This is a genomic window from Secundilactobacillus kimchicus JCM 15530 (assembly GCF_001433995.1).
GTDB classification, from domain to species: Bacteria; Bacillota; Bacilli; order Lactobacillales; family Lactobacillaceae; genus Secundilactobacillus; species Secundilactobacillus kimchicus.
Genome location: NZ_AZCX01000007.1, coordinates 32271 through 52888 on the forward strand (window position 1 = coordinate 32271; position 20618 = coordinate 52888).

The 20618-nt window shown below is 49.6% G+C and carries 24 protein-coding genes and 1 other annotated feature; of the genes, 14 read left to right on the top strand and 10 right to left on the bottom strand.

Annotated elements, in window-relative coordinates; translation table 11 throughout:
• Positions 1-21: 21 nt before the first annotated feature.
• Positions 22-663 carry a histidine phosphatase family protein gene (locus FC96_RS09130; RefSeq protein WP_056942772.1) on the bottom strand — a complete coding sequence of 214 codons (642 nt, stop codon included), beginning with the start codon at positions 661-663 and terminating at the stop codon, positions 22-24.
• 115 nt (positions 664-778) lie between these two features.
• Here FC96_RS09130 and FC96_RS09135 point away from each other — a divergent pair, with 115 nt between their 5' ends.
• Both FC96_RS09135 and FC96_RS09140 read left to right on the top strand, forming a co-directional pair.
• Entirely contained in the window at positions 779-1564 is a 786-nt protein-coding gene (locus tag FC96_RS09135) for a carbon-nitrogen family hydrolase (protein ID WP_054660060.1), read from the top strand.
• A 74-nt stretch (positions 1565-1638) separates the two neighbouring features.
• Positions 1639-2115 carry an S-ribosylhomocysteine lyase gene (locus FC96_RS09140; RefSeq protein WP_054660062.1) on the top strand — a complete coding sequence of 159 codons (477 nt, stop codon included), beginning with the start codon at positions 1639-1641 and terminating at the stop codon, positions 2113-2115.
• A gap of 62 nt (positions 2116-2177) precedes the next feature.
• On the opposite strand, the gene phoU is transcribed toward FC96_RS09140, so the two are convergent.
• From phoU to FC96_RS09170, 6 genes are all read right to left on the bottom strand, one after another.
• Positions 2178-2873, bottom strand: a complete 696-nt coding sequence (phoU, locus tag FC96_RS09145) for a phosphate signaling complex protein PhoU (protein WP_054660064.1) — start codon at positions 2871-2873, stop codon at positions 2178-2180.
• 10 nt (positions 2874-2883) lie between these two features.
• Positions 2884-3630: a phosphate ABC transporter ATP-binding protein PstB gene (pstB, locus tag FC96_RS09150; protein WP_056942813.1), complete on the bottom strand. Its 747-nt coding sequence runs from the start codon at positions 3628-3630 to the stop codon at positions 2884-2886.
• A gap of 24 nt (positions 3631-3654) precedes the next feature.
• The gene (pstB, locus tag FC96_RS09155; protein WP_054660066.1) at positions 3655-4449 is read right to left on the bottom strand and encodes a phosphate ABC transporter ATP-binding protein PstB; all 795 of its coding nucleotides are present in this window, start codon (positions 4447-4449) and stop codon (positions 3655-3657) included.
• 10 nt (positions 4450-4459) lie between these two features.
• Positions 4460-5353 carry a phosphate ABC transporter permease PstA gene (pstA, locus tag FC96_RS09160; RefSeq protein ID WP_056942773.1) on the bottom strand — a complete coding sequence of 298 codons (894 nt, stop codon included), beginning with the start codon at positions 5351-5353 and terminating at the stop codon, positions 4460-4462.
• Positions 5350-6270, bottom strand: coding sequence for a phosphate ABC transporter permease subunit PstC (gene pstC, locus FC96_RS09165; RefSeq protein ID WP_056942774.1), 921 nt, complete (start codon positions 6268-6270; stop codon positions 5350-5352). The genes pstA and pstC overlap by 4 nt, the downstream gene beginning before the upstream one ends.
• A 66-nt stretch (positions 6271-6336) precedes the next feature.
• Entirely contained in the window at positions 6337-7221 is an 885-nt protein-coding gene (locus tag FC96_RS09170) for a phosphate ABC transporter substrate-binding protein PstS family protein (RefSeq protein WP_056942775.1), read from the bottom strand.
• Positions 7222-7394: 173 nt separating this feature from the next.
• Here FC96_RS09170 and FC96_RS09175 point away from each other — a divergent pair, with 173 nt between their 5' ends.
• A complete protein-coding gene (locus tag FC96_RS09175; RefSeq protein ID WP_056942776.1) occupies positions 7395-8117 on the top strand; it encodes a winged helix-turn-helix transcriptional regulator in 723 nt (240 codons plus the stop codon).
• A gap of 186 nt (positions 8118-8303) precedes the next feature.
• Here FC96_RS09175 and FC96_RS09180 read toward each other — a convergent pair whose 3' ends face one another.
• Entirely contained in the window at positions 8304-9704 is a 1401-nt protein-coding gene (locus FC96_RS09180) for an MFS transporter (protein ID WP_056942777.1), read from the bottom strand.
• Positions 9705-9842: 138 nt separating this feature from the next.
• On the opposite strand from FC96_RS09180, the gene FC96_RS09185 reads away from it, so the two are divergent.
• The gene (locus FC96_RS09185; protein ID WP_054660070.1) at positions 9843-10310 is read left to right on the top strand and encodes an NUDIX hydrolase; all 468 of its coding nucleotides are present in this window, start codon (positions 9843-9845) and stop codon (positions 10308-10310) included.
• A complete protein-coding gene (locus FC96_RS13180; protein WP_235804749.1) occupies positions 10297-11538 on the top strand; it encodes a C39 family peptidase in 1242 nt (413 codons plus the stop codon). The genes FC96_RS09185 and FC96_RS13180 overlap by 14 nt, the downstream gene beginning before the upstream one ends.
• Here the strand turns inward: FC96_RS13180 and FC96_RS09195 are convergent.
• Both FC96_RS09195 and FC96_RS09200 read right to left on the bottom strand, forming a co-directional pair.
• The gene (locus FC96_RS09195; protein ID WP_056942778.1) at positions 11510-12607 is read right to left on the bottom strand and encodes a DmpA family aminopeptidase; all 1098 of its coding nucleotides are present in this window, start codon (positions 12605-12607) and stop codon (positions 11510-11512) included. The genes FC96_RS13180 and FC96_RS09195 overlap by 29 nt on opposite strands.
• Before the next feature lie 2 nt (positions 12608-12609).
• The gene (locus FC96_RS09200; RefSeq protein WP_156403206.1) at positions 12610-13215 is read right to left on the bottom strand and encodes a M15 family metallopeptidase; all 606 of its coding nucleotides are present in this window, start codon (positions 13213-13215) and stop codon (positions 12610-12612) included.
• Between the two features lie 112 nt (positions 13216-13327).
• Here FC96_RS09200 and hisJ point away from each other — a divergent pair, with 112 nt between their 5' ends.
• From hisJ to hisI, 9 genes are all read left to right on the top strand, one after another.
• Entirely contained in the window at positions 13328-14164 is an 837-nt protein-coding gene (gene hisJ / locus FC96_RS09205) for a histidinol-phosphatase HisJ (RefSeq protein WP_056942779.1), read from the top strand.
• A gap of 75 nt (positions 14165-14239) precedes the next feature.
• Positions 14240-14499 (top strand) — a binding site (T-box leader).
• Between the two features lie 50 nt (positions 14500-14549).
• On the top strand, positions 14550-15701 hold the full coding sequence (locus FC96_RS09210; RefSeq protein WP_056942780.1) for an ATP phosphoribosyltransferase regulatory subunit: 1152 nt from the start codon (positions 14550-14552) through the stop codon (positions 15699-15701).
• Positions 15698-16330 carry an ATP phosphoribosyltransferase gene (gene hisG / locus FC96_RS09215; protein WP_054660074.1) on the top strand — a complete coding sequence of 211 codons (633 nt, stop codon included), beginning with the start codon at positions 15698-15700 and terminating at the stop codon, positions 16328-16330. The genes FC96_RS09210 and hisG overlap by 4 nt, the downstream gene beginning before the upstream one ends.
• Positions 16331-16335: 5 nt before the next feature.
• Positions 16336-17634, top strand: a complete 1299-nt coding sequence (gene hisD / locus FC96_RS09220) for a histidinol dehydrogenase (protein WP_056942781.1) — start codon at positions 16336-16338, stop codon at positions 17632-17634.
• Positions 17631-18215, top strand: coding sequence for an imidazoleglycerol-phosphate dehydratase HisB (hisB, locus tag FC96_RS09225; RefSeq protein ID WP_056942782.1), 585 nt, complete (start codon positions 17631-17633; stop codon positions 18213-18215). Before hisD ends, hisB begins: the two co-directional genes overlap by 4 nt.
• Positions 18216-18842 carry an imidazole glycerol phosphate synthase subunit HisH gene (gene hisH / locus FC96_RS09230; protein ID WP_056942783.1) on the top strand — a complete coding sequence of 209 codons (627 nt, stop codon included), beginning with the start codon at positions 18216-18218 and terminating at the stop codon, positions 18840-18842.
• Positions 18820-19548, top strand: coding sequence for a 1-(5-phosphoribosyl)-5-[(5-phosphoribosylamino)methylideneamino]imidazole-4-carboxamide isomerase (gene hisA / locus FC96_RS09235; protein ID WP_056942784.1), 729 nt, complete (start codon positions 18820-18822; stop codon positions 19546-19548). The genes hisH and hisA overlap by 23 nt, the downstream gene beginning before the upstream one ends.
• Positions 19538-20296: an imidazole glycerol phosphate synthase subunit HisF gene (gene hisF / locus FC96_RS09240; protein WP_056942785.1), complete on the top strand. Its 759-nt coding sequence runs from the start codon at positions 19538-19540 to the stop codon at positions 20294-20296. The genes hisA and hisF overlap by 11 nt, the downstream gene beginning before the upstream one ends.
• On the top strand, positions 20293-20613 hold the full coding sequence (hisI, locus tag FC96_RS09245; protein WP_054659010.1) for a phosphoribosyl-AMP cyclohydrolase: 321 nt from the start codon (positions 20293-20295) through the stop codon (positions 20611-20613). Before hisF ends, hisI begins: the two co-directional genes overlap by 4 nt.
• Positions 20614-20618: the final 5 nt, after the last annotated feature.

A 20618-nucleotide genomic window follows, 5' to 3' on the forward strand; every position in this document is an offset into this window, starting at 1 on the left:
AAGTTGATCGCCGTTCACAGATTACTGGTTATATGACTCGAAGGCCACTTGGTCTTCGTACACTGTCAATTGGCTAATTCCGCCATTTTTGGGGTAGTTGTCAGTTGTATCAACGCCGAGGTAGTCGGCCATCGTTCGGATGAGCGTGCCGTGAGACACGAGCAGAATGTTTTCGTTGAATTCGCAGTGGTCCCGGAGTTCTTGAAAGCCAGCTTTCATCCGGTTAATAACGGCATCATAGCTCTCGGCTTCATCTGAGGGATCCGCCTTTTTCATCGCGTTGCGGGCTTCTTCCATGCCCCCGATTTCGAGCAGGTCGGCTTGGGTGCTTTTGCCATAAGGCGCGGCGATTCCGTGCCAAATATCAGTCGAATTTAGACCTTCAAAGAAGCCGAAGTTAACCTCCCGAAAGCTTTTCAATTCGCCGTTCTCCTTGAGTGCACCGGGTGTGTGGTTAACGATAATGTCACGCGTTGTCATGGCCCGGCCAAGATCGGATGAGAATGCCCGGTCGAACGCGATGTCTTTGAGCCGTTCAGCGGCTTCTTGAGATTGAGTGATGCCGTCGTCAGAAAGGTCTGAGTCAATCCAACCTTGCATGCGATCATAGGCATTTAAAAAAGTGGCGCCGTGGCGCACGAGATAAACGGTAAATGAATTCATGTGTGTTGCCTCCAACTGAAATCAATAATTACCACCATTCTGCTTGATTATTCGAATAAAATCAAACAAAAAAGTTAAAAGTCGCTTATACTAGTCCTAAAAGTGGGGTGGTTAAATGAAGTTAAACGTTGCAATCGCACAAATGGACGTGGTTTTCGGCGACCCAGATGCTAACTTTTCGAAACTTGAAGATTTCGTTAAACAGGCGGCCGAGCAGTCAGCCGATATTGTGATTTTTCCGGAAATGTGGAATACGGGATATGACCTGACGCACTTGACGACTATTGCTGATGAGGCTGGTCAACAGACTAAAAGCCGGTTAGCTGAACTGGCCAAGCAGTATCAATTAACCATTCATGGCGGTTCGGTAGCGACAAACCGGGCGGGGAAGTTTTACAACACCACGTACGTTTTTGGCCCCAGCGGTCAGTTGTTGGCGGACTACGATAAAGTTCACTTATTCGGGTTGATGAATGAAGACGCCTATTTGACGCCTGGCGATCATGGCGATCAATTTGAGGTGGCAGGCGTTCAAGCAGCGAGTGTCATTTGCTATGACGTCCGCTTCCCAGAATGGCTCCGAACGCTGAGCTTGCATGATAGTCGACTCTTAATTGTGCCATCAGAATGGCCGACGCCGCGCTTAACGCAGTGGCATCGGTTATTAGCAGCCCGAGCTATTGAAAACCAGAGCTTTGTAGTTGGGGTCAACCGGGTGGGCACTGATCCAGATAATGCGTTTGGCGGTCAGTCGGTGGTTTATAACCCGTTCGGGGATGAATTGATTCGGTTAGATGACCAAGAACAGTTGGCAACTGTGGTGATCGATATTGCAGAGACAACGGCTGCTCGAGGTTTCATGCCGGTCTTTTCAGATCGCCGCCCCGACCTGTACGAGTAGGGGACTAAATTGACAGTTGTTTAAAAGTTCACTACAATGAGCCTGTTTAAGTCATATCTGGGAGGAAATTAAGCATGGCAAAAGTTGAGAGTTTTGAATTAGATCATACCAAGGTTAAGGCCCCTTACGTTCGGTTAATTACGGTGGAAAAAGGCCCAAATGGTGACGCCATTTCGAACTTCGATTTACGGTTAGTGCAACCAAACGAAAATGCCATTCCAACGGCGGGATTACACACAATTGAACACTTGTTGGCTGGATTGTTACGTGATCGGATGGATGGCATCATCGACTGCTCACCATTTGGTTGCCGGACCGGGTTCCACTTGATTGCTTGGGGTGAACCTTCCACGACTGAAGTGGCAAAAGCACTCAAGGGATCATTGGAACAAATCGCAAACGATATCAAGTGGGAAGACGTGCCCGGCACTGATATCTACAGTTGCGGGAACTATCGCGATCACTCACTGTTTTCAGCTAAAGAGTGGTCGAAAAAGATTTTAAGCGAAGGCATCAGTGACCAGCCGTTCGAACGCCACGTGGTGGACTAAGCATTCAAGGTTAATAGATCAAAAGGAGTCCCGATGTTGTTTATCGGGGCTCCTTTTAATTTCTAGTTAAGCAGGTCTTGAACAAGTCCTGGCTGGCGTTTACCAAGGTTGAGTTCCACCATTTCCCCAGTGGCTTGGTAAATGGTAGCTTCGTTAAGGTTGACGACGTGGTCACCGATGCGCTCAAGTAACCGAGCAACCAAAAGATCGCTCTCGCTGGTTGGAATCACACTGGCATCCTGCTTTGCAGCGGCCGTTAATTGGTGTCGGATCCGAACGTAGGCTGCATCGATTTGCAAATCTAACTTGGCCGCTTGGCGGGCTTTAACAACATCGTCCGTGTTGAAGGCGGCCAGTGTTTCGGTTAGCATGTTTTGAACCTGTTGACTCATGTCCTTGAGGGCGGTGTTAACGGTCGGAATTTGCGGATGACCGTTGAGTCGAACCGTTTCCCATGAGATACTGGTGGCGTGATCGCCCATTCGTTCAAGGTCTGAGCTGGCTTTTAGAATGGTAATCACCGCCCGAAAGTCGTTAGCGACAGGTTGCTTAAGAGCCATCAGTTCAAGGGCCATGCGCTCCAGGTCGATTGAATCGTGGTTGGTGGTTTGATCTGCTGAAATCACCGATTGGGCGGCTGATTTATCATGCGTGATAAATGCTTCAATGGCCATTTGAATCTGCCGGCTGACATCTTTTCCCATATCAACAAAGCTTTGTTGTAAATGATGAAATTCATCAGAAAATAAACTTTTCATGGTGGGCCTCCTAGCCGAATTTGCCGTTTAAATAATCACTGGTCTGTTGATTTTCGGGCGTCATGAAAAGCGTCTGCGTTGGGCCGGACTCAATCACGTTGCCATCTAGCATAAACACCGTGCGGTCGGAAATTCGGGCCGCTTGTTGCAGATTGTGGGTAACGATGATGATGGTGTAGTCGCGCTTTAACTGCATCAGGGTTGCCTCAATTTTAGCGCTTGAAATGGGATCTAAGGCGCTGGTAGGCTCATCTAATAAGATGACCTTTGGTAGGACGGCGAGAAGTCGTGCGATACAGATCCGTTGCTGTTGCCCGCCAGAGAAGCCCATGGCGTTTTCGGTTAAATGGTCTTTGACCTCATCCCAAACGGCGGCTTGTTTAAGGGCGGTCTCGACGCGTTCGTCAATGACGGCCTTGGGCAGGGAATGGGCCAGTCGTAGGCCATAGGCCACATTGTCATAAACAGAAAACGGAAAGGGGTTGGGTTGTTGGAACACCATTCCAATTTTTTGTCGTAGTGTGACAAGACTGATGGCTGGTCCGTTGACGTTTTCTCGATCAAACCAAATTGAGCCGGTTATTTTGGCGTTTGAAACCTGGTCATTCATGCGGTTAAAACACCGCAGTAAAGTTGATTTACCACACCCGCTGGGGCCAACGAGGGCTGTCATGGTCTGCGCTTCAAAAGCGAGATCAATCCCTTTCAGGGCCTCTTTTTGACCGTAATAGAGGTGCAGATTTTCGGTTGTTAACATGGACACGAACCGTCCCTCCAATCATTAGCCGAAGTTACCAGTAATATAGTCTTGGGTCGCTGTCATTTCAGGATTTTGAAAAATCGTCGGGGTTTTATCAAATTCAATCAGGTGGCCAAGGTGTAAAAAAGCGGTATAACTGCTCAATCGAGCCGCTTGTTGCATGTTGTGGGTCACGATAATGATGGTGTATCGCTCAACTAGCCGCTTTAGCGTCACCTCAATTTTGGCGGTGGAAATGGGGTCTAAAGCACTGGCAGGTTCATCTAACAGCAGAATTTCTGGTTGTGTGGCTAAGGCGCGGGCGATGCAGAGCCGCTGCTGTTGACCGCCAGAAAGCGCTAGGGCACTTTTGTGCAGGTCTTCTTTGACCTCTTCCCAGAGGGCGGCTTCTTTAAGGCTTTGTTCAACCCGGTCGTCGAGAATAGTTCGGCTTTTTATCCCCGTTGCCTTCAATGCGAAAGTCAGGTTATCGTAGATGGACTTTGCAAACGGATTAGGGCGTTGAAAGACCATGCCTAGGTGGCGACGAACCGCGTATACATTAATGGTTCGATCGTTAATATTCGTTTCTTGATACATAATTTTTCCAGTTACCCGGGCAACTTTGTCATTCATCCGGTTAAGGCTTCTAAGATAAGTGGATTTCCCAGATCCGGAAGCGCCAATCAGGGCGGTAATTTGATTAGCGGGAAAGTTTAGCGTGGCGTCAAAGATTGCTTGTTGGCGACCGTAAAAGACCTGCAACTTTTCCGTTGATAATGCGATGGGACCGCCGGGTTCGATAATGTGATGTGCTGTTAAGTCGTACGTTGCCATAAGACATCCCTCACTTGTTAGAATTGCCGGTCATTTTCCGGTAAAGGTGCCGACCAATTAAGCGTGCTAGAAAGTTAAAGAGTAAGATCACGATGATCAAAACAGCGGATGCGCCCGCGGAGATACTCACTGCATCGGGGGTCACACCTTCAGTATTGACCTTCCAGATGTGGACGGCCAACGTTTCAGCGGGGCGCATGGGATTCAAAAAACTATCACTACTGAGCGGATTCCAGTTGGTATAGTTAACAACCGGCGCGCTCTGCCCCGCTGTGTAGATGAGGGCTGCTGCTTCGCCGAAGACCCGACCGGCACTGAGAATCACACCGGTCACAATCCCGGGAAGCGCAGCGGGGAGAATCACCCCACGGATGGTCCGCCAAGCCGACAATCCTAAGGCTAATCCGGCTTCGCGTTGAGTATCGGAGATCGCTGCTAGTGCCCCTTCAATGCTTCGGGTTAGTAGTGGTAGGTTAAAAAAGGTGAGGGCAATGGCACCAGATAAAATGGAGAACCCAAAGTGAAAGTGAATAACAAACAACAGGTAGCCAAACAATCCCACAACAACCGACGGCAGGGAACTCAACACTTCAATAGCGGTTCGTAAAAGCCCGGTCAACCAATTGTCACTCGCGTATTCATTGAGATAGACAGCACTCCCAATGGCTAGGGGCAGTGAAATAAGAAGGGTCAAAACAAGCAGGTACAATGAATTGAAGAGTTGGTCCACAATCCCACCCCCAGCGGCGAAGGATTGCGACGGTGATGTTAAGAAGTGCCATGAAAGGTGAGGGACCCCTTGAATCAGAATGGTGCTGAGTAGGAAGAGTAAGATTAAAACCACGCAGGCGACGAATACTTCAATGACTTTGGTCGCTACTTTATCCAGACGAGTTGGCGTCATGAGAGCTGCCCCCGCTTTCCAATAAACCGGATGAGTAAGTTGAAGATCAGTGACATGACCAGTAAGACTAGTGCAAGTGACCATAGCGCGTTATTGGGCAGTGTGCCCATGACGGTATTGCCAATTTGAGTCGTTAGCTGACTGGTTAACGTCGCCGTTGGTGTGACCAGTCCGTGCGGCATCAAAACGGCGTTACCAATCACCATTTGAACGGCTAACGCTTCACCAAAGGCCCGGGCCATGCCGAAAATAACGGCGGTAAGTAAGCGGGGCGTCGCAGCCCTCAGCAACACTTTATGGATGGTTTGCCAGCGGGTCGCGCCAAGGGCCAGTGAGGCATCCCGAAGGTAACCAGGAAGGGCGTTTAAGGCGTCGACTGACAGGGTTGTGACCGTTGGTAAAATCATGACAAACAGCACTAACGTTCCCGCTAAAATGCCCATGCCAGTGCCACCGAAAAGGTGACGAATGTATGGGACGACAACGGTGAGACCGATAAAGCCATAGACAACGGATGGAATCCCGACTAGTAATTCGATAACGGGCTGGAGGATTCGAGCACCACGATTGGGCGCAATTTCAGTCATGTACAAAGCTACGGCTAAGGCAAACGGGGTCGCGATAATGGCGGCTAAAATGGTGACGGTAAACGAAGTAACCATCATCGCTAGCGCTCCTATCTGAGGCTGACCGTGAGCATCAAGTAGGCCCGGGTTCCAGCTTGTTTGCGAAATAAAAGACCAGAGGCTCACGTGGTTAACGGTGAAGGTGGCAATTCCCCGCGAGGCAATAAAATATAAAATGCTGATGACTAGGACCGCAATGACGGCCACGCAGCAGTAGGTGATGACCTTGCCAAACACATCCTCTCTGGTGGCTTTTGAGGCGTGACGGAGTTCTTGTTTAATTGAAGTCATAAGCACCCTCCTAAGTAAAAAACGGTCTGGATATCAGCTGTCGCCGAGTCCAACCGTTTTAATCTGCTAGTTTTTCGTCACGACGTTTTTCGCATTTTTGGAAACTTTCATGGCGTGGATACTGATGTATCCCAGCTTTTGGACTAAGCTATTTTGAACTTTTGCTGAATCCATATACTTTAAGAATTTAGCGGTTTGAGCATTCGGTTTGCCTTTGGTGTACATGTGTTCATACGACCAGATGGGCCATTTGTTGGTGATGACATTACTATCTGTTGGTTTGATATGGTCAATGGCCAGTGGTTTCACGGTCCCTTTGATGTAGGAGAAGGCTAGGTAACTCACAGCACCCGGTGTTGAACTCACAATCTTTTGGACGGTGCCGTTGGCGTCTTGTTCCTGTGAAGTGACCGCTTTTTTGCCCTTTAAGACGGCAGATTCAAAGGTGGCTCGGGTGCCACTGCCTTGCGCCCGATTGACAACCGAGATCTTCTCGTTGGCGCCACCAACTTGTTTCCAGTTCGTGATTTTACCGGTAAAGATTTGACGTAGCTGGTTCATACTGACGTTTGTCACACCTGCAGATTTGTTGACGACGGGGGCCATACCAACGACTGCTACTTGATGATCCACAAGTTGGTCGGCTTTAATCCCCGACTGTTGTTCGGCGAAAATATCAGAGTTTCCAATTTGGACAGCGCCCTGTTGAACCTGACTAAGGCCGGTACCGGACCCGCCACCTTGGACCGTTAATGAGATCCCGCTGTTTTGTTTTTCGAAATTTGTCGCGGCTTGTTCAACTAAAGGCTGAAGAGCAGTAGAGCCAACAGCGGTGATTTTAGTTGGCGAATCGCTAGACTTCTTAGCGGCTTGACTACCGCACCCCGTTAAAATGAGGCCCAAAGCACCTAGGGCAATAGCTGATGAAAGCAACGCTTTTTTACTTTTCATGACGTTTCCCCTTTTTTTAAATGATTCTCAGGTTGATTCCTGAGTACACCGTCAGTATAAGGGGCAAAGGTAAAAGGACTGTATGTATCTTGTAACGTTTATGTAAAAGCCCTTTTTAATCGGTGACGGCTATGCGATAACTATAGAAACAACGGGTGAAAGGAGTCATGGCAATGTCACGAGAAATTGTGTTAGTGACCACTAATTTAGCGTTAATGAGTCAGCTTCAACAGGCCTTAAATCCACGACAAATGACCATTCAATCACGATTTGATCCCCAACTGAAGTCGGTCGGCCGCCAATTGACGCTAATTATTGATTTGGCGGCCCACTTTGCTTATGGTCAACTAGCAGATCAGTTGCGCGAATTTCGTCGGTCTGCAGGTGGTCCGGTAATCGGCTACCTGCCCAACGAATTAGTCGCCACAGCGTCAATGGCAGACCTATTTACCACTTATCAATTGGACGAAGTGTTAACTGAGAAGATGACCACTGACGAATGGGTCGCCCGAATCCGCCAAAAAGAATGGGTTTATGCGCAACTTAACTTGATTGATCAGCCCAGTCGATTGACTGTTGGCCATTTACGAATTGATCCGCGTCAGTTTCGAGTGTGGCATAGGGGGGTGCAACTGCCAATCAGCAAACGCGAGTACCGACTATTGCTATTTTTCGTTCAACACCAAAACGTTGTATTATCACGCTCACAGCTGGCCGAAGGGGTCTGGGGGAGTGACCGGGGGTCAACCATGCGGGCGGTGGATGCACACATTAGTCGGTTACGGCAGCTCATCGAGGATGATCCTAAGCATCCTCAGTTGCTACGAACTGTCCGCGGCTTCGGTTACATTTTAAGCGAATCAGACGGCACAAAAAATGACCACTCACAGTCGTGAAATGGTCATGAAGAAACTGGTAGGGCGTGGGGTGCGCGGTGACAGGAGGTCGTGCTCCGCGGCTTAACCGCCTTGACTCACACTCTTATCGAAACGTGTTCCCCAAGGCAACTCCCTACTGTATAAGGAACTTAGCCACAAAGGTTAAGAGCAACCTTTATGTCTAAGTCCCTTATACTCCGGGAGTTAACCGCCTTGACTCACACTCTTATTAATTTTTCCCATTGCCGTCACTCCCGCAATGGCAGCGATTAATGCTAATCCGATGAGGATCATAAAATCAATGTGACCACCGGCTAATGTGGCTGCTGCGATGTTATCATGATGTCGTTCTTGCGACGAAATGACGGCCGCTAATACGCCCGTGCCGATGGAACCGGCGTACTGTTGCATCATGCTAAAGAGAGAATTTTGATCCGCCTTGTTCTCCAGACTCACATGGGTGCTGGCATCCGACATCAAGTTTCCGAAGCCAAAGTTAAAGCCAAGCCGGAGTAAAACAAAGAAGATGGCGAGTATTCCGGCGTTAAGTTGATCGGTGAAGATAGTAAAGAGACTCACGCTTAATAGGACGAACCCGTTGGCAAAAAGGAGTGGCAACGGGAGGCCCTTGTGATCGTAAACGGTTCCGGCGACTGGTCCCAGACAAGCACCAAGCAGGGCGCCTGGGAATAAAATCATGCCGGCGGTTAGGGAGTTAGCCTCCAAAACATTCTCGGCAAATATCGGAATAACAAAGGAAATTCCGATATTGATAAACTGAAAGAAAAAGTAGTTAATGAGTTGGAGTCGGATAATCGGCCGCTTAAGAATCCGCCAGTCTAGCAATTGTCGGTGACCTGTCCGGGCATGGTAAATTTGAAGTAAAATGGCAACGATGGCAACGGCCAGCCACAGCCCAAACTGGCTGCTGGTAAAGCCGTGAAGGCCAGCTTGGTTAAACGCCCAAACAAGGCTGGCGAAGATCACAGTCATTAGCCCCAATCCTCCGAAGTCAAAGGCACCATTTTTGTGACTGGCTTTGATGGTGATAGTGCGCTCGCCCAATAGCGCGACTAAAACGATGAGGGGCAGTGCACACCAGAAAATGGCTCGCCAACTTAAGAGTTGGTTCATGACACCACCGTATGTGGGGCCTAGGGCGGGGGCAAACGAAATAATCATGCTTGCGATGCCGACGTAAACCCCGAGACGGTGTTCAGGAACACTTGACATAATCAAATGAAACATTAACGGGGTGGCGAAGCCGGTTGCAAAAGCTTGGGCAAGTCGGCCGATTAATAACACCCAAAAATTGGGAGCGGCGGCGCATAGCAATGTCCCGATGAGCACCATAAAGATAGCGGTGCGAAAAATCGTTCGCGCGTCAAAGCGCTTGATGGCATAGGCGGTTGTGCCCATAACCAAGGTGACGAGCAACAAGTAGCCCGTCGTTAACCACTGAACAGTGGCTAACTTTTCGTGAAATTCGGCGATCAACGTCGGAAATGTCACGTTCATGGAGGTCTCTACCAAGATGCCGATAAAGGCTAATAGCCCTGCGGCGAGAATCGAAAGTTGGGTCTTTCGGGTAACGGTTTGTTCCAATATGGTCCCTCTCTTCCAAAATAGTTCCGGTTTGGATTATAGCATTGCAATTTAGCTAAATGCAAAGTAGGCTGGCCGGCCGGTGGTTGAGCAACCTGTTATAATGGTTGTAATTGATTAACTAAAGGAGGGCGTTTCATGGCTGATTATATTCATGAACTTCGGGGGTTGGTTGGGCACCGACCACTCATTTTGACGACGGCAGCTGGTGCGTTACTTGACTCGCAGAATCGATTGTTATTGCAGGAGCGAACCGATACAGGTGACTGGAGCTTTCCCGGCGGTTACATGGAGTTTGGCGAAAGTTTTCAGGAGACTTGTCAGCGCGAATACCTTGAAGATGCCGGGGTCGCGGTCGAATGTGAGCGTTTAATTGCGCTGTTTGATCATGATTTCTACACGTATCCAAACGGCGACCAGACCCAGTTGATCACGGCCTTGTACTTGGTTCACCAAGTGGGCGGTGAGCTACTGACAACGGCAACTTCGGAAACTCAGCAGGTCAAGTACTTCCCGTTAGACCAATTACCACCGTTCTTTAATGATCAGTCCAAAAAGATGGCCCAAAAAGTGATTGAGATGGTGGCGGCAAATGAAGCAGATTAGGGTCTTTGACGAGCATCAGCGAGCTATCGTTGTCGCTCCGGCGGGTAGCCGACTACTCACTGGAATCGGTGGTTTGCGGCAGGCGATTGCACCATCCGTTGTAGTCGAGGCGTCAGCTGAAGTGCAAGATGATCAAGGCAATCGCTGGTATCACGGCTCAACGGGGCTAGTACCAGCTGAAGACGTGGTGTTGATTCCGCAAATGATGACCCGCCGACCGTTACCGCAGCCGCAAAAGGCCAGAGTCGTGGTGCCAGGCGGGACATGGACCACGGATCCTAACCATCAGACGGCTCGTCATTGGTCGCTAAAGGCGGTGTTGACTGTCGTGGCCACGGCAACGAGTACGGTCGGTGATGTCTTTGAAACGGTTGACCATCAGTTTGTTGCTAGCGAAGATGTCTGGCTGACGGGTACGCCGATGCAGTTTGAAATTATCCGCGCGGTTTCGCAAACTATTCAGGTGATTGCATCCGTGCCGGAACCCGTTTTGGATGACCAACTGCAACTGGTCACAACGCAGCCGCCATTTGCGATGGTGGCCGTTGAGGCCGAACTAGTTGATCGATTAGGCGACCATTACTGGCGGTTAAAAACGGGGGAATTGATGGCTAAGGCCAACACGGTGGTAGTCATGGCTGATCTCGGCGTAGACACCACGGCCCCCATTCTTAAGTTGGGCGCGGAAAATATCAATCAAAATTTTTGGGGAATGCCAAATGGGTGTGAACCAGCAGCACTGCTGGAAGGTCTGCACCTAGAAGCGCAAGCGGCCACGCTTAGCTATGGTGACTTCTTGCAGCAGATGCCCATTTCGGCTGATTATAACCCGTACCACGGCTTTGGCGGCGACCCGGCAACGTCCGTTCATGGCCGCTTTGAAGCCATTTTTCCAACGCCATTGAGTCGGTGGGCCAGCCGTTATGCAACTGTTCGAGATTTAAGTGGTAGCACGGTCAGTCAGTTAAAACAGGTCGTGAGTCAAAAAAACCCCGTTATCGCTTATGTGACAGTGGGATTTGAGACCCCCGAGTGGGCCGTTTATTCATTTGGAAAAGCGGTCACGAACAATCACGCCGTTTTGATTGACGGTTGGTTTGACCAGCTGATCCACGTGTCAGACCCGATTGACGGGCCGTATTGGCTACCAGTTTACCGGTTTGCAGCGGCGTACAATGCCCGCTATTGGGCGGTCGGGATTATGGAATCAACCCTAACTGGTGCTTGAGTTCGGTTAATTGAGCTGTTGGGTGCACCGCGAGATATTGGTCAATCGCATCGCGTAAGCTTAATCGAGGCTGGCCTTTGCGGTCAATCATTGTGGTTGCGTGAGTTAAGACGCTCAGCACGGCCTCTTCCACAACGGCCACGGTCATTCTAAAATACCGGTCAAACCGATCGTCTGAAATGGCTTGTTGCTGACTGAGTTCGTGGTGACTGAAATGGGGGACGCGATTAGCCGTTGAAAAAGCTAAGACGAGTTCGCCGCTGCCATTGCCAATAAAGGCACCGGTGCGGGTGATGCCCACACTAGCCCGTTTGGCAATCCGGCGTAACTGACGTGAATTGAAGGGAATATCGGTTGCTAAAACGGTGACGATACTCCCTTTTTCCTTGGCCTTTTCAGCGGCTTGAAAGGCAGCTAATTGGGCGCCGACGGGAACGTTATAGATATTAAGATCGCGAAGAAAGCCGTAGTTGGAGAGGACAAAGGCGCCCATGGTGAAGCGGTGACCGTCAATGTCAATGGTGCGGGATGCGGAACCGACGCCGCCTTTTAGGTCGTAACAACACATCCCGGTACCAGCGCCAACGGCGCCTTCTTCAACCGTTTCGGTAGTGGTGTTGAGGGCGGTCAACACGTCTTGTTCGCTGATAATTCGGTCGCGAATATCATTAATTTCACCATCGTTACACTCCATGACAACCGGATTAACAGTGCCCGTGCTGTCTCCAATGGCAGGATTTGCGGCCAGTAATTCGCCGATTAAGGCGTTTTGAGCGGTGCCCACCGCGAAGGTGTTCGTGAGGACAATGGGGGTCTCAAGCGTTCCTAATTCGTTAATCTGAATGGTCCCGGTGCTTTTACCAAAGCCGTTAATAACATGAACGGCAGCCGGGCATTTGGCAAGAAAGACGTTGTCGCGAGTCGGACGAATGACGGTGACGCCGGTGTGATGGTGCCCCGTATTGATGGTCACCTGGCCGACGGTGACGCCAGCAACGTCGGTGATGAGGTTGCGCGGGCCCGGTTGGGTGTCACTAACCGGATCTAAGAATGGTTGATTAAGTCCCATAATTATGTTGTCCTTTCATGGTCGTAGTCGTTGGGGTTCACTTGAGCGGGCTCGTAGCTGTTGGCATCGTTATCTTGGTAGTCCCACCATTCATTCTCGTAGCCATGAAAATCGGCTTGAGTCATAGCCGATAATAAGGCCCGGTAAGTGACTTCTTGAGCAGCAGTTCTGGGAAAGTCCCGTTTTGCCCGGTTACTGAAATCGTCGAATCCGCTTTGCATGGGAATTTCCTGACCAGCCATGTCAGTGAGGGTCAGGTCAAAGGTTACACCCTTTTCGTGGCTATAGTTTGGGTTGGGCGGGGCCACCCAAGTCGGGTCTGGCCAGGTGGAAAAAAGCCGTTGCTGGGCGGTCGTGGGTCGGTAGGCATCCCAGACTTTGAGCCGGTAACCCTGGGAGCGCAGTTGTTGTGCTGCAACGGCCAGCTTTTTGGCTGTCCCAATGCGAGCAATGGCAACGGTGAAATCGTAGATGGCCTGACCCGTGAAATTATCGTTGGTCGCATACTTTAGGTCCACGATAATACTGGGATCAACTTGTTGAATATTAATGAATCCTGGGTTGGCACTGATAGACTTGGCCAGCCGATTGTGATTTTGAGGTAACATTAACTGGACGCCCCCTTAGAGTCGGGCTAGAATAACAAACAGTAGGAAAAAATGTCCGCCATCATTTTATCATAATTTGCGATGGCAGACCTGTGTTTGAGGGGGATTATTAATGAGTCGAAAAGATGGCCATTCGCACACTGAATTTTGCCCACACGGGAGTGGCGATGATGTCGAGCAAATGATTCAAAAGGCAATCAAAATGGGATTTACCCAGTACTGTGTGACCGAACACGCGCCGTTGCCTGATAGTTTCAAGGACCATTACGCGGGCGTTGAAACTGGGCTGACGGAAGCGGCAATGAGCAAGACCGATATTGGGCGGTATTTGGTTAAAATTGCGGCTTTAAAGCAAAAGTACCGCAGTCAGATTCACATTAAAGTGGGGTTTGAAATTGATTATCTTCCCACTGAGGTTGAGTGGACCAAGGCGTTTATGGCCGAATATGGCCCCCAAACTGATGAAAATATCTTATCGTTGCATTTTTTACAGGGGGTCAATGATAAGTTTTGGTGTGTAGACGATACGCCGGAGGACTTTCAAAAGGGGCTGATGGCCAGATACTTTGATCCTCAGGACCTGTATGCCAAGTATTTGAGTACCTTACTGACGGCGGTTCGCGAAGATTGGCGTAGTCCAAGTCTGAAGCGCATTGGTCATTTGACGTTGTTTAAAAAATTCCAAGATATCTTTGGATTACCCAATGAGCTCAGTGATGACAACAAGCGGTTAATGGGGGCCGTTCTAGCGACAATTAAGGCGCAGGGGTTTGAAATTGACTATAACGCAGCGGGCCTATATAAGCCAAGCTGCAACGAAGCGTATCCTGATTGGTGGACGGTTCAACAGGCTAAGGCCATGGGCATTCCACTCGTTTATGGGAGCGATGCCCACAGTGTCGCTGAAGTGGGCCAGGGGATTCATGATATTGAGACTCGGATAAATTAAAAAATAATTAAAAAATTGTTGACATGTTAGAAAATAGTGGTAAATTGTACTTATTCAATTAAAACTAAATGACAAAATAAAGTTGTGATTAGAACAAGTACCCTGTTGAATCTGTCAAGAGAGTTCGGGATGATGAGATCCGGACCAGATTCACGGGCGAAACCACGTCTATGAACTGTTCGACCGAAGCACTCAGTAAGTCGTTCCGCATGTTTAGCGTTATCAGGGTTACCCTAGCTGTTACTTTTTGGTGACTAGTTATCGGCAACGTAAGGTCGACCATCGTGAGGTGGCGACAAATTGAGGTGGAACCGCGATTAATACTCGTCCTCGTAAGCTATTGGTAGCTTACGGGGACTTTTTTTGTCAGAAGGGGGATAGCGAGATGAAGAATCGAAATTTACCAAATGGAACCCGTGATGAGTTTGGAACGCGTGCAGAGATCAAAGAAACCATCCAGGAACGGCTGTTCAAATTATTTAGAGACCGGGGATTTAATCGGTTAACAACGCCGATCCTAGAGTATGCTGATGTTTTCTCGCCATTAAATCTTGAAAATGTCAGACCTTACCAACTATTAGATGAACAGGGAGAAGCCCTTGTTTTACGCCCAGACTTAACTTTACCCGTCGCTCGGATGATGAGTACGACAGGCATCGAGGTGCCGGCTAAATGGTACTACGGCGGGGATGTTTTCCGGCTTAATAAGCAGCTATCGGGGAGTTATAACCAAGTCACTCAGGCTGGAATCGAGATTGTCGGTTATGCCGGTCTGAAAGGTGAATGGGAGTCCTTGGCAATTGCCGTTCAAGGATGTGAAATCAATGCGGTCAAGGACTTAACCATCGAATTGAGCGATGCCCGGTTTGTCGATGCGGTGTTCGCCCAGCTACCATTAGCTGACCCAACGAAACAAGCGTTGAAGCAGGCATTATTTGATAAAGATCTGACGCGCTACCAGCAGTTAGCCCAGTCGTTGGCTAACACTGCGTACCAGCCATTTATCTCAGAGTGGCCCTGGTTATTTGGGGCGGTTGATTTGGTGATGGCGACCGTGAAGACACTGCCAGACCAAGAACAGCTCCAACCGATTTTGACCGACCTTGAAAGGACAGTTCAGTTTATCGAAGCTCAGACTGGCGATTTAACGGTCGTGTTGGATCTAAGCCGGCCGACACCGCAAAGCTACTATACGGGAATGGCGTTTCGAGGGTATACCCAATCCGATGCCGATTATCTGTTTAGCGGCGGCCGCTATGACAAGTTATTGACCAGCTTTCAAAAGGTTCAGGAACCTGCTGTGGGCGTTGCATTTGACGTCGATGCGTTAGCCGATCGGGCAGCGGGGCCAGTTGATGTCGTGCAAACGTTACTCTACTTTGAGCCAGAGCAATGGTCAGTGGCGGAAGCGGCGTTGAAAAAAGATCCCAATGCGACGTTGTGTTTAGCAGATAGTCTAGCTGAGGCCCAAGCCATTGCCCGAAGCCAGCAAATGACTCTTGTTAATTTGGCGGCGAACCAGGAGGTGGGCGCATGACAATCAAGATTGCTTTAACCAAAGGGCGGGTCGAAGAACAAGTTGTGCCCCTGTTGGAACAGTGTGGCGTAGACGTTAGCGGAATCAAGCATAAGGGGCGGCGCTTGATCTTTGATGAAGATGACACCTTCGAGATTATTCTGGTCAAGGGTCCCGACGTTTTGACTTACTTAAATAACGGTTCCGTTCATATTGGCATTGTCGGTAGCGATATCTTGGCGGAACAGCAGAACTCGCAGTACGACATGTTGGACCTGGAGGTTGGCAAGTGCCGGTTTGTCTTAGCATCTACTCGGGACTACAATCCACATCAGGTTCGCCGCAAGATTATTGCAACGAAGTACCCGACCATCACCAAGCGCTATTTTCAAAGCATTGGTGAGGATGTCGAAATTATCAAAATCGAGGGATCGGTCGAGCTGGCGCCACTGATTGGCCTAGCCGATGCCATTGTTGATATTACGGAAACAGGGACCACGTTGCGGGAAAATGACTTACAGGTCTATGCTGACTTGCAACCAGTGAGCACGAAGTTAGTGGTCAACCGGCTGGCGATTAAGCAGTATAAACCGCAGATTAAACAACTAATTGAAGCCTTAACTCAAGCAAAATTAACCTTAGGAGAGTGACCACCATGCAAATTTTAACGCAACCATTAAATGAACTTTTACAACAAGTTGCCACCAGAACCGATAAGCAAGCAAATAAGCCTGAGGTTGAGTCAACGGTAGCGGCCATTATCGACAACGTTCGTCAAAACGGCGATGCAGCGCTTCGCGACTACTCGCAGCAATTTGATAAAGTCGCGTTGACCGACTTTCAAATTCCACAAGCGGCCATTGAGATGGCATATGAAAATGCCGATCAGGAATTGATTGATGCGCTGAACCTGGCCAAGCGCAATATTATTAGTTACCACAAGAAGGAAATCCAAAACGGATTTGTCGACGCGGAACAGCCGGGGGTTGTTCGCGGCGAAAAAATCATGCCACTGGCCGCTGTGGGCTTGTACGTCCCCGGCGGAACAGCCGCTTATCCGTCTTCAATCTTGATGAACGTCATCCCAGCCAAGCTGGCGGGCGTCAACAAGATCGTGATGGTGACACCACCCCAAGCCGATGGCGTCGCTCAATCCGTGTTAGTTGCTGCGAAAATCGCGGGAATTGATGAAGTGTATCAAGTGGGTGGTGCTCAGGCCATTGCGGCTTTAGCTTACGGGACGCAAACCATTCCCCGAGTCGATAAAATTACTGGTCCCGGTAATATCTTTGTCGCTGTCGCTAAAAAACAAGTCTTTGGTCAAGTTGACATTGATATGATTGCCGGCCCATCTGAAATTGGCGTTATTGCTGATGAGGGTGCTACGGCTGCACAGGTTGCTGCTGATCTGTTGTCCCAAGCGGAACACGATAAGTTGGCGCGGCCAATGCTCGTCACCCCAAGTTTAACTTTTGCTAAGCAGGTTTCAGCTGAAATTGATGAACAACTTGTCACACTCCCCCGGCGCAACATTGCGAGTGCCTCCGTCGAAAACGAAGGGTTCATTGCGGTGGTTGACAACATTGACGATGCCTTTACCCTGATGAACGCGATTTCACCAGAACACTTGGAGGTTGAACTGGCGGATGCGATGTCGTATTTGAATCAAATCCAAAACGCTGGTTCCGTTTTCCTTGGCTATAACGCCTCCGAACCCGTTGGCGACTACGTAGCGGGGCCTAACCACATTCTGCCAACTGGTGGGACTGCTCGCTTCTTTTCACCCTTGGGTGTTTCAGATTTTGTTAAACGCATTCAGTTCGTGGATTACACACGCAGCGCGTTGGCTAAGGAAGTCAAAGCTATTACCACTTTGGCTCGGGTAGAAGGGCTTGAAGGTCACGCTCGGGCAGTCGAAAGTCGATTTTCTGAAAATGGGGTGTCATCGAAATGAGAATAGCTGAGATCAAACGAATAACGAAGGAAACTCAAATTACCCTCAGTTTGAATTTGGACAATTATGACACCATTGATATTGATACCGGCATTGGATTTTTTGACCACATGCTGGACGCTTTTGCCCGCCACGGTCGGTTCGGACTAGTGGTCAAGGCAACCGGGGACTTAACCGTTGACCCCCACCACACAACAGAGGATGTGGGGATTGCTTTAGGACTAGCGCTTAAACAAGCGTTAGGTGACAAAGCGGGTATCGAACGGTTTGGGTCGGCGTTGATCCCCCTTGATGAAACACTGAGTCGGGTGGTTGTTGATCTATCCGGTCGAGCCTACCTCGTTTTTGATGCAGAACTGTTGAATCAACGATTGGGTGATTACGATACGGAGGTGACAGAAGATTTCTTCCAAGCTTTCGCGTTCAATGCGGAGCTGAACTGTCATGCGGCGGTCTTATACGGTCGCAACACCCATCACAAAGTGGAGACCTTGTTTAAGGCGTTGGGTCGGGCGCTTCGAGCCGCTGTGACAATAAATGATGAGATTAAAGGAGTGCCATCGACAAAGGGGGTCATTTAAATGCTCGTGATAGTGGACTACGATACGGGAAATACCCAAAACGTCAAGAAAGCGTTGGATTACCTTAATATTGAGAACCAGTTGTCGGCGGATTCAGCTGTAATTGAAGCAGCGGATGGGTTAATTTTACCTGGTGTTGGGGCCTTTAAGAAGGCGATGTTAGCACTTGAAGAACGTAATCTAGTCATCCCAATTCAGCAAGCTGCGGCTAACAAGAAGCCAATTCTAGGCATTTGTCTGGGGATGCAACTCCTGTTTGAAAGCAGCCTAGAATTCGGTGAAACATCTGGATTGGGATTGATTGATGGCCGTGTCGAAGCCATCCCGGACGATTTGAGCGTTAAAGTTCCTCACATGGGTTGGGATCAAAATCGGGTGATTCAAGATGATCCAATTGCCGCTCGCTTTGCTGGCGAATCCAGTTATTTTGTCCACTCGTTTTATGCGAATACGCGCCCTGAGAACGTATTAGCTGTTTGTGATTACGGGGTGGCACTCCCCAGTATCGTTAGAAATGATAATGTGATTGGGATGCAGTTTCACCCAGAAAAAAGTGGTGCGGTTGGTCTGCGTGGCTTGGCCGCCTTCAAGGAGTTGGTAGAAAATGGAAATTATTCCCGCAATTGATTTAAAATCCCAAAAAAGTGTTCGCCTATACCAAGGGGATTTTGACCAAACAACCCTGATTGATGCCGATCCGTTACAACAGGCGCTTGCCATTCAGAAGGCTGGGTTGACCCGATTGCACCTTGTTGATCTGGATGGCGCCAAAACGGGGCGGCCTGTCAATCGCACCATTATTGAACAAATTTGTGCCCAGACGAACCTGAAAGTTGAAGTCGGTGGTGGGATTCGAACGTTGGCTCAGGTGAACCAATACCTAACAAGTGGTGTTGATCGGGTCATTCTCGGATCGGCAGCACTGACCGATCCGACCCTTGTTCAAACGGCTATTCAACAGTTTGGTAACGATCAGATTGTGATCGGCATCGATGGTAAAAACGGCCGGGTCGCAATCTCTGGTTGGCTGGAAGAAAGTGACGTGACAATGACGGCTTTGATGACAGCCATGGTGGCTTTTGGCGCCGTGAACTTTATCGTAACGGATATTGAAAAAGATGGCACCCTCAGTGGGCCCAACGTTGCCCAGTTAGCTGCCTTGCAGACGGCCTTTCCCATGACAAATATCGTGGCTTCGGGCGGGGTCACGACCAAGCAAGATCTGGCAGCTTTGGCGCAGGCGGGGTTGCAAGCAGCAATCGTGGGTCGGGCAATGGCGACGGGCGACTTACCCTTAGCCCAATTGGCGGAGGTGGCTGAAGATGTTAGCTAAGCGCATTATTCCTTGTTTGGACGTTGATAACGGCCGGGTGAAAAAAGGGGTTAACTTTGTGAATTTAACGGATGTTGGCGACCCCGTGGAGATTGCTAAGGCCTATGAGGACCAAGGGGCTGATGAGTTGGTGTTTTTGGATATCACTGCGACCAACGAAGGCCGGCGCGCAATGACCGATACGATTGCAGGTGTAGCGCGTCAGGTATTTATGCCGTTAACCGTTGGCGGTGGCATCAATTCGGTTGCTGATATGCAGCGGTTACTCAAAGCCGGTGCGGATAAAGTTGCGGTGAACTCTGCGGCAGTGGCTAATCCGAAATTAATCACTGCGGGCGCAGAAAAATTTGGGGCCCAGTGTATCGTGTTGGCCATTGATGTGAAATGGGATGTTGCAACCAACCAATACTTGGTGTTTGTCAACGGTGGCCGGCAAGCAACCCCGCTTAATGCCATCGAGTGGGCTCGGCAGGGGGTTGCGGCTGGCGCTGGCGAACTACTGGTTACTAGTATGGATAAAGACGGTACGAAAAGTGGCTTTGATTTACCGTTATATCAGGCGATTACCGCAGCTGTTGGGGTGCCGGTTATTGCTTCTGGCGGCTGTGGGCAGGTCAGTGATTTTGATGACGTATTTGGCCAAACAAATGTGGACGCAGCCCTGGCCGCATCGGTATTTCACTTTGGCGAACTCACCATTCCAGCCGTGAAACAGGAATTACGACGAAGCGGGGTGCCGGTGAGATGAAACCAGATTTTGACAAATACCCGGATGGTCTAGTGCCCACGATTGTTGTGGATGATCGGACTGGTCAGGTGTTAATGATGGCTTATATGAACGATGTCGCATATCAACGCAGCTTGACGAGTCGTGAGACGTGGTTTTGGTCCCGAAGTCGTCAGGAGCTTTGGCACAAGGGCGCAACGAGTGGCAACACCCAGGCCATCAAGGCAATGTGGATTGACTGTGATGAGGACACGTTGCTGGTTCGCGTCAATCCGGCTGGTCCAGCGTGCCATACGGGCCACACCAGCTGTTTTTATCGCACTATTCAACTACCGTAAGGAGA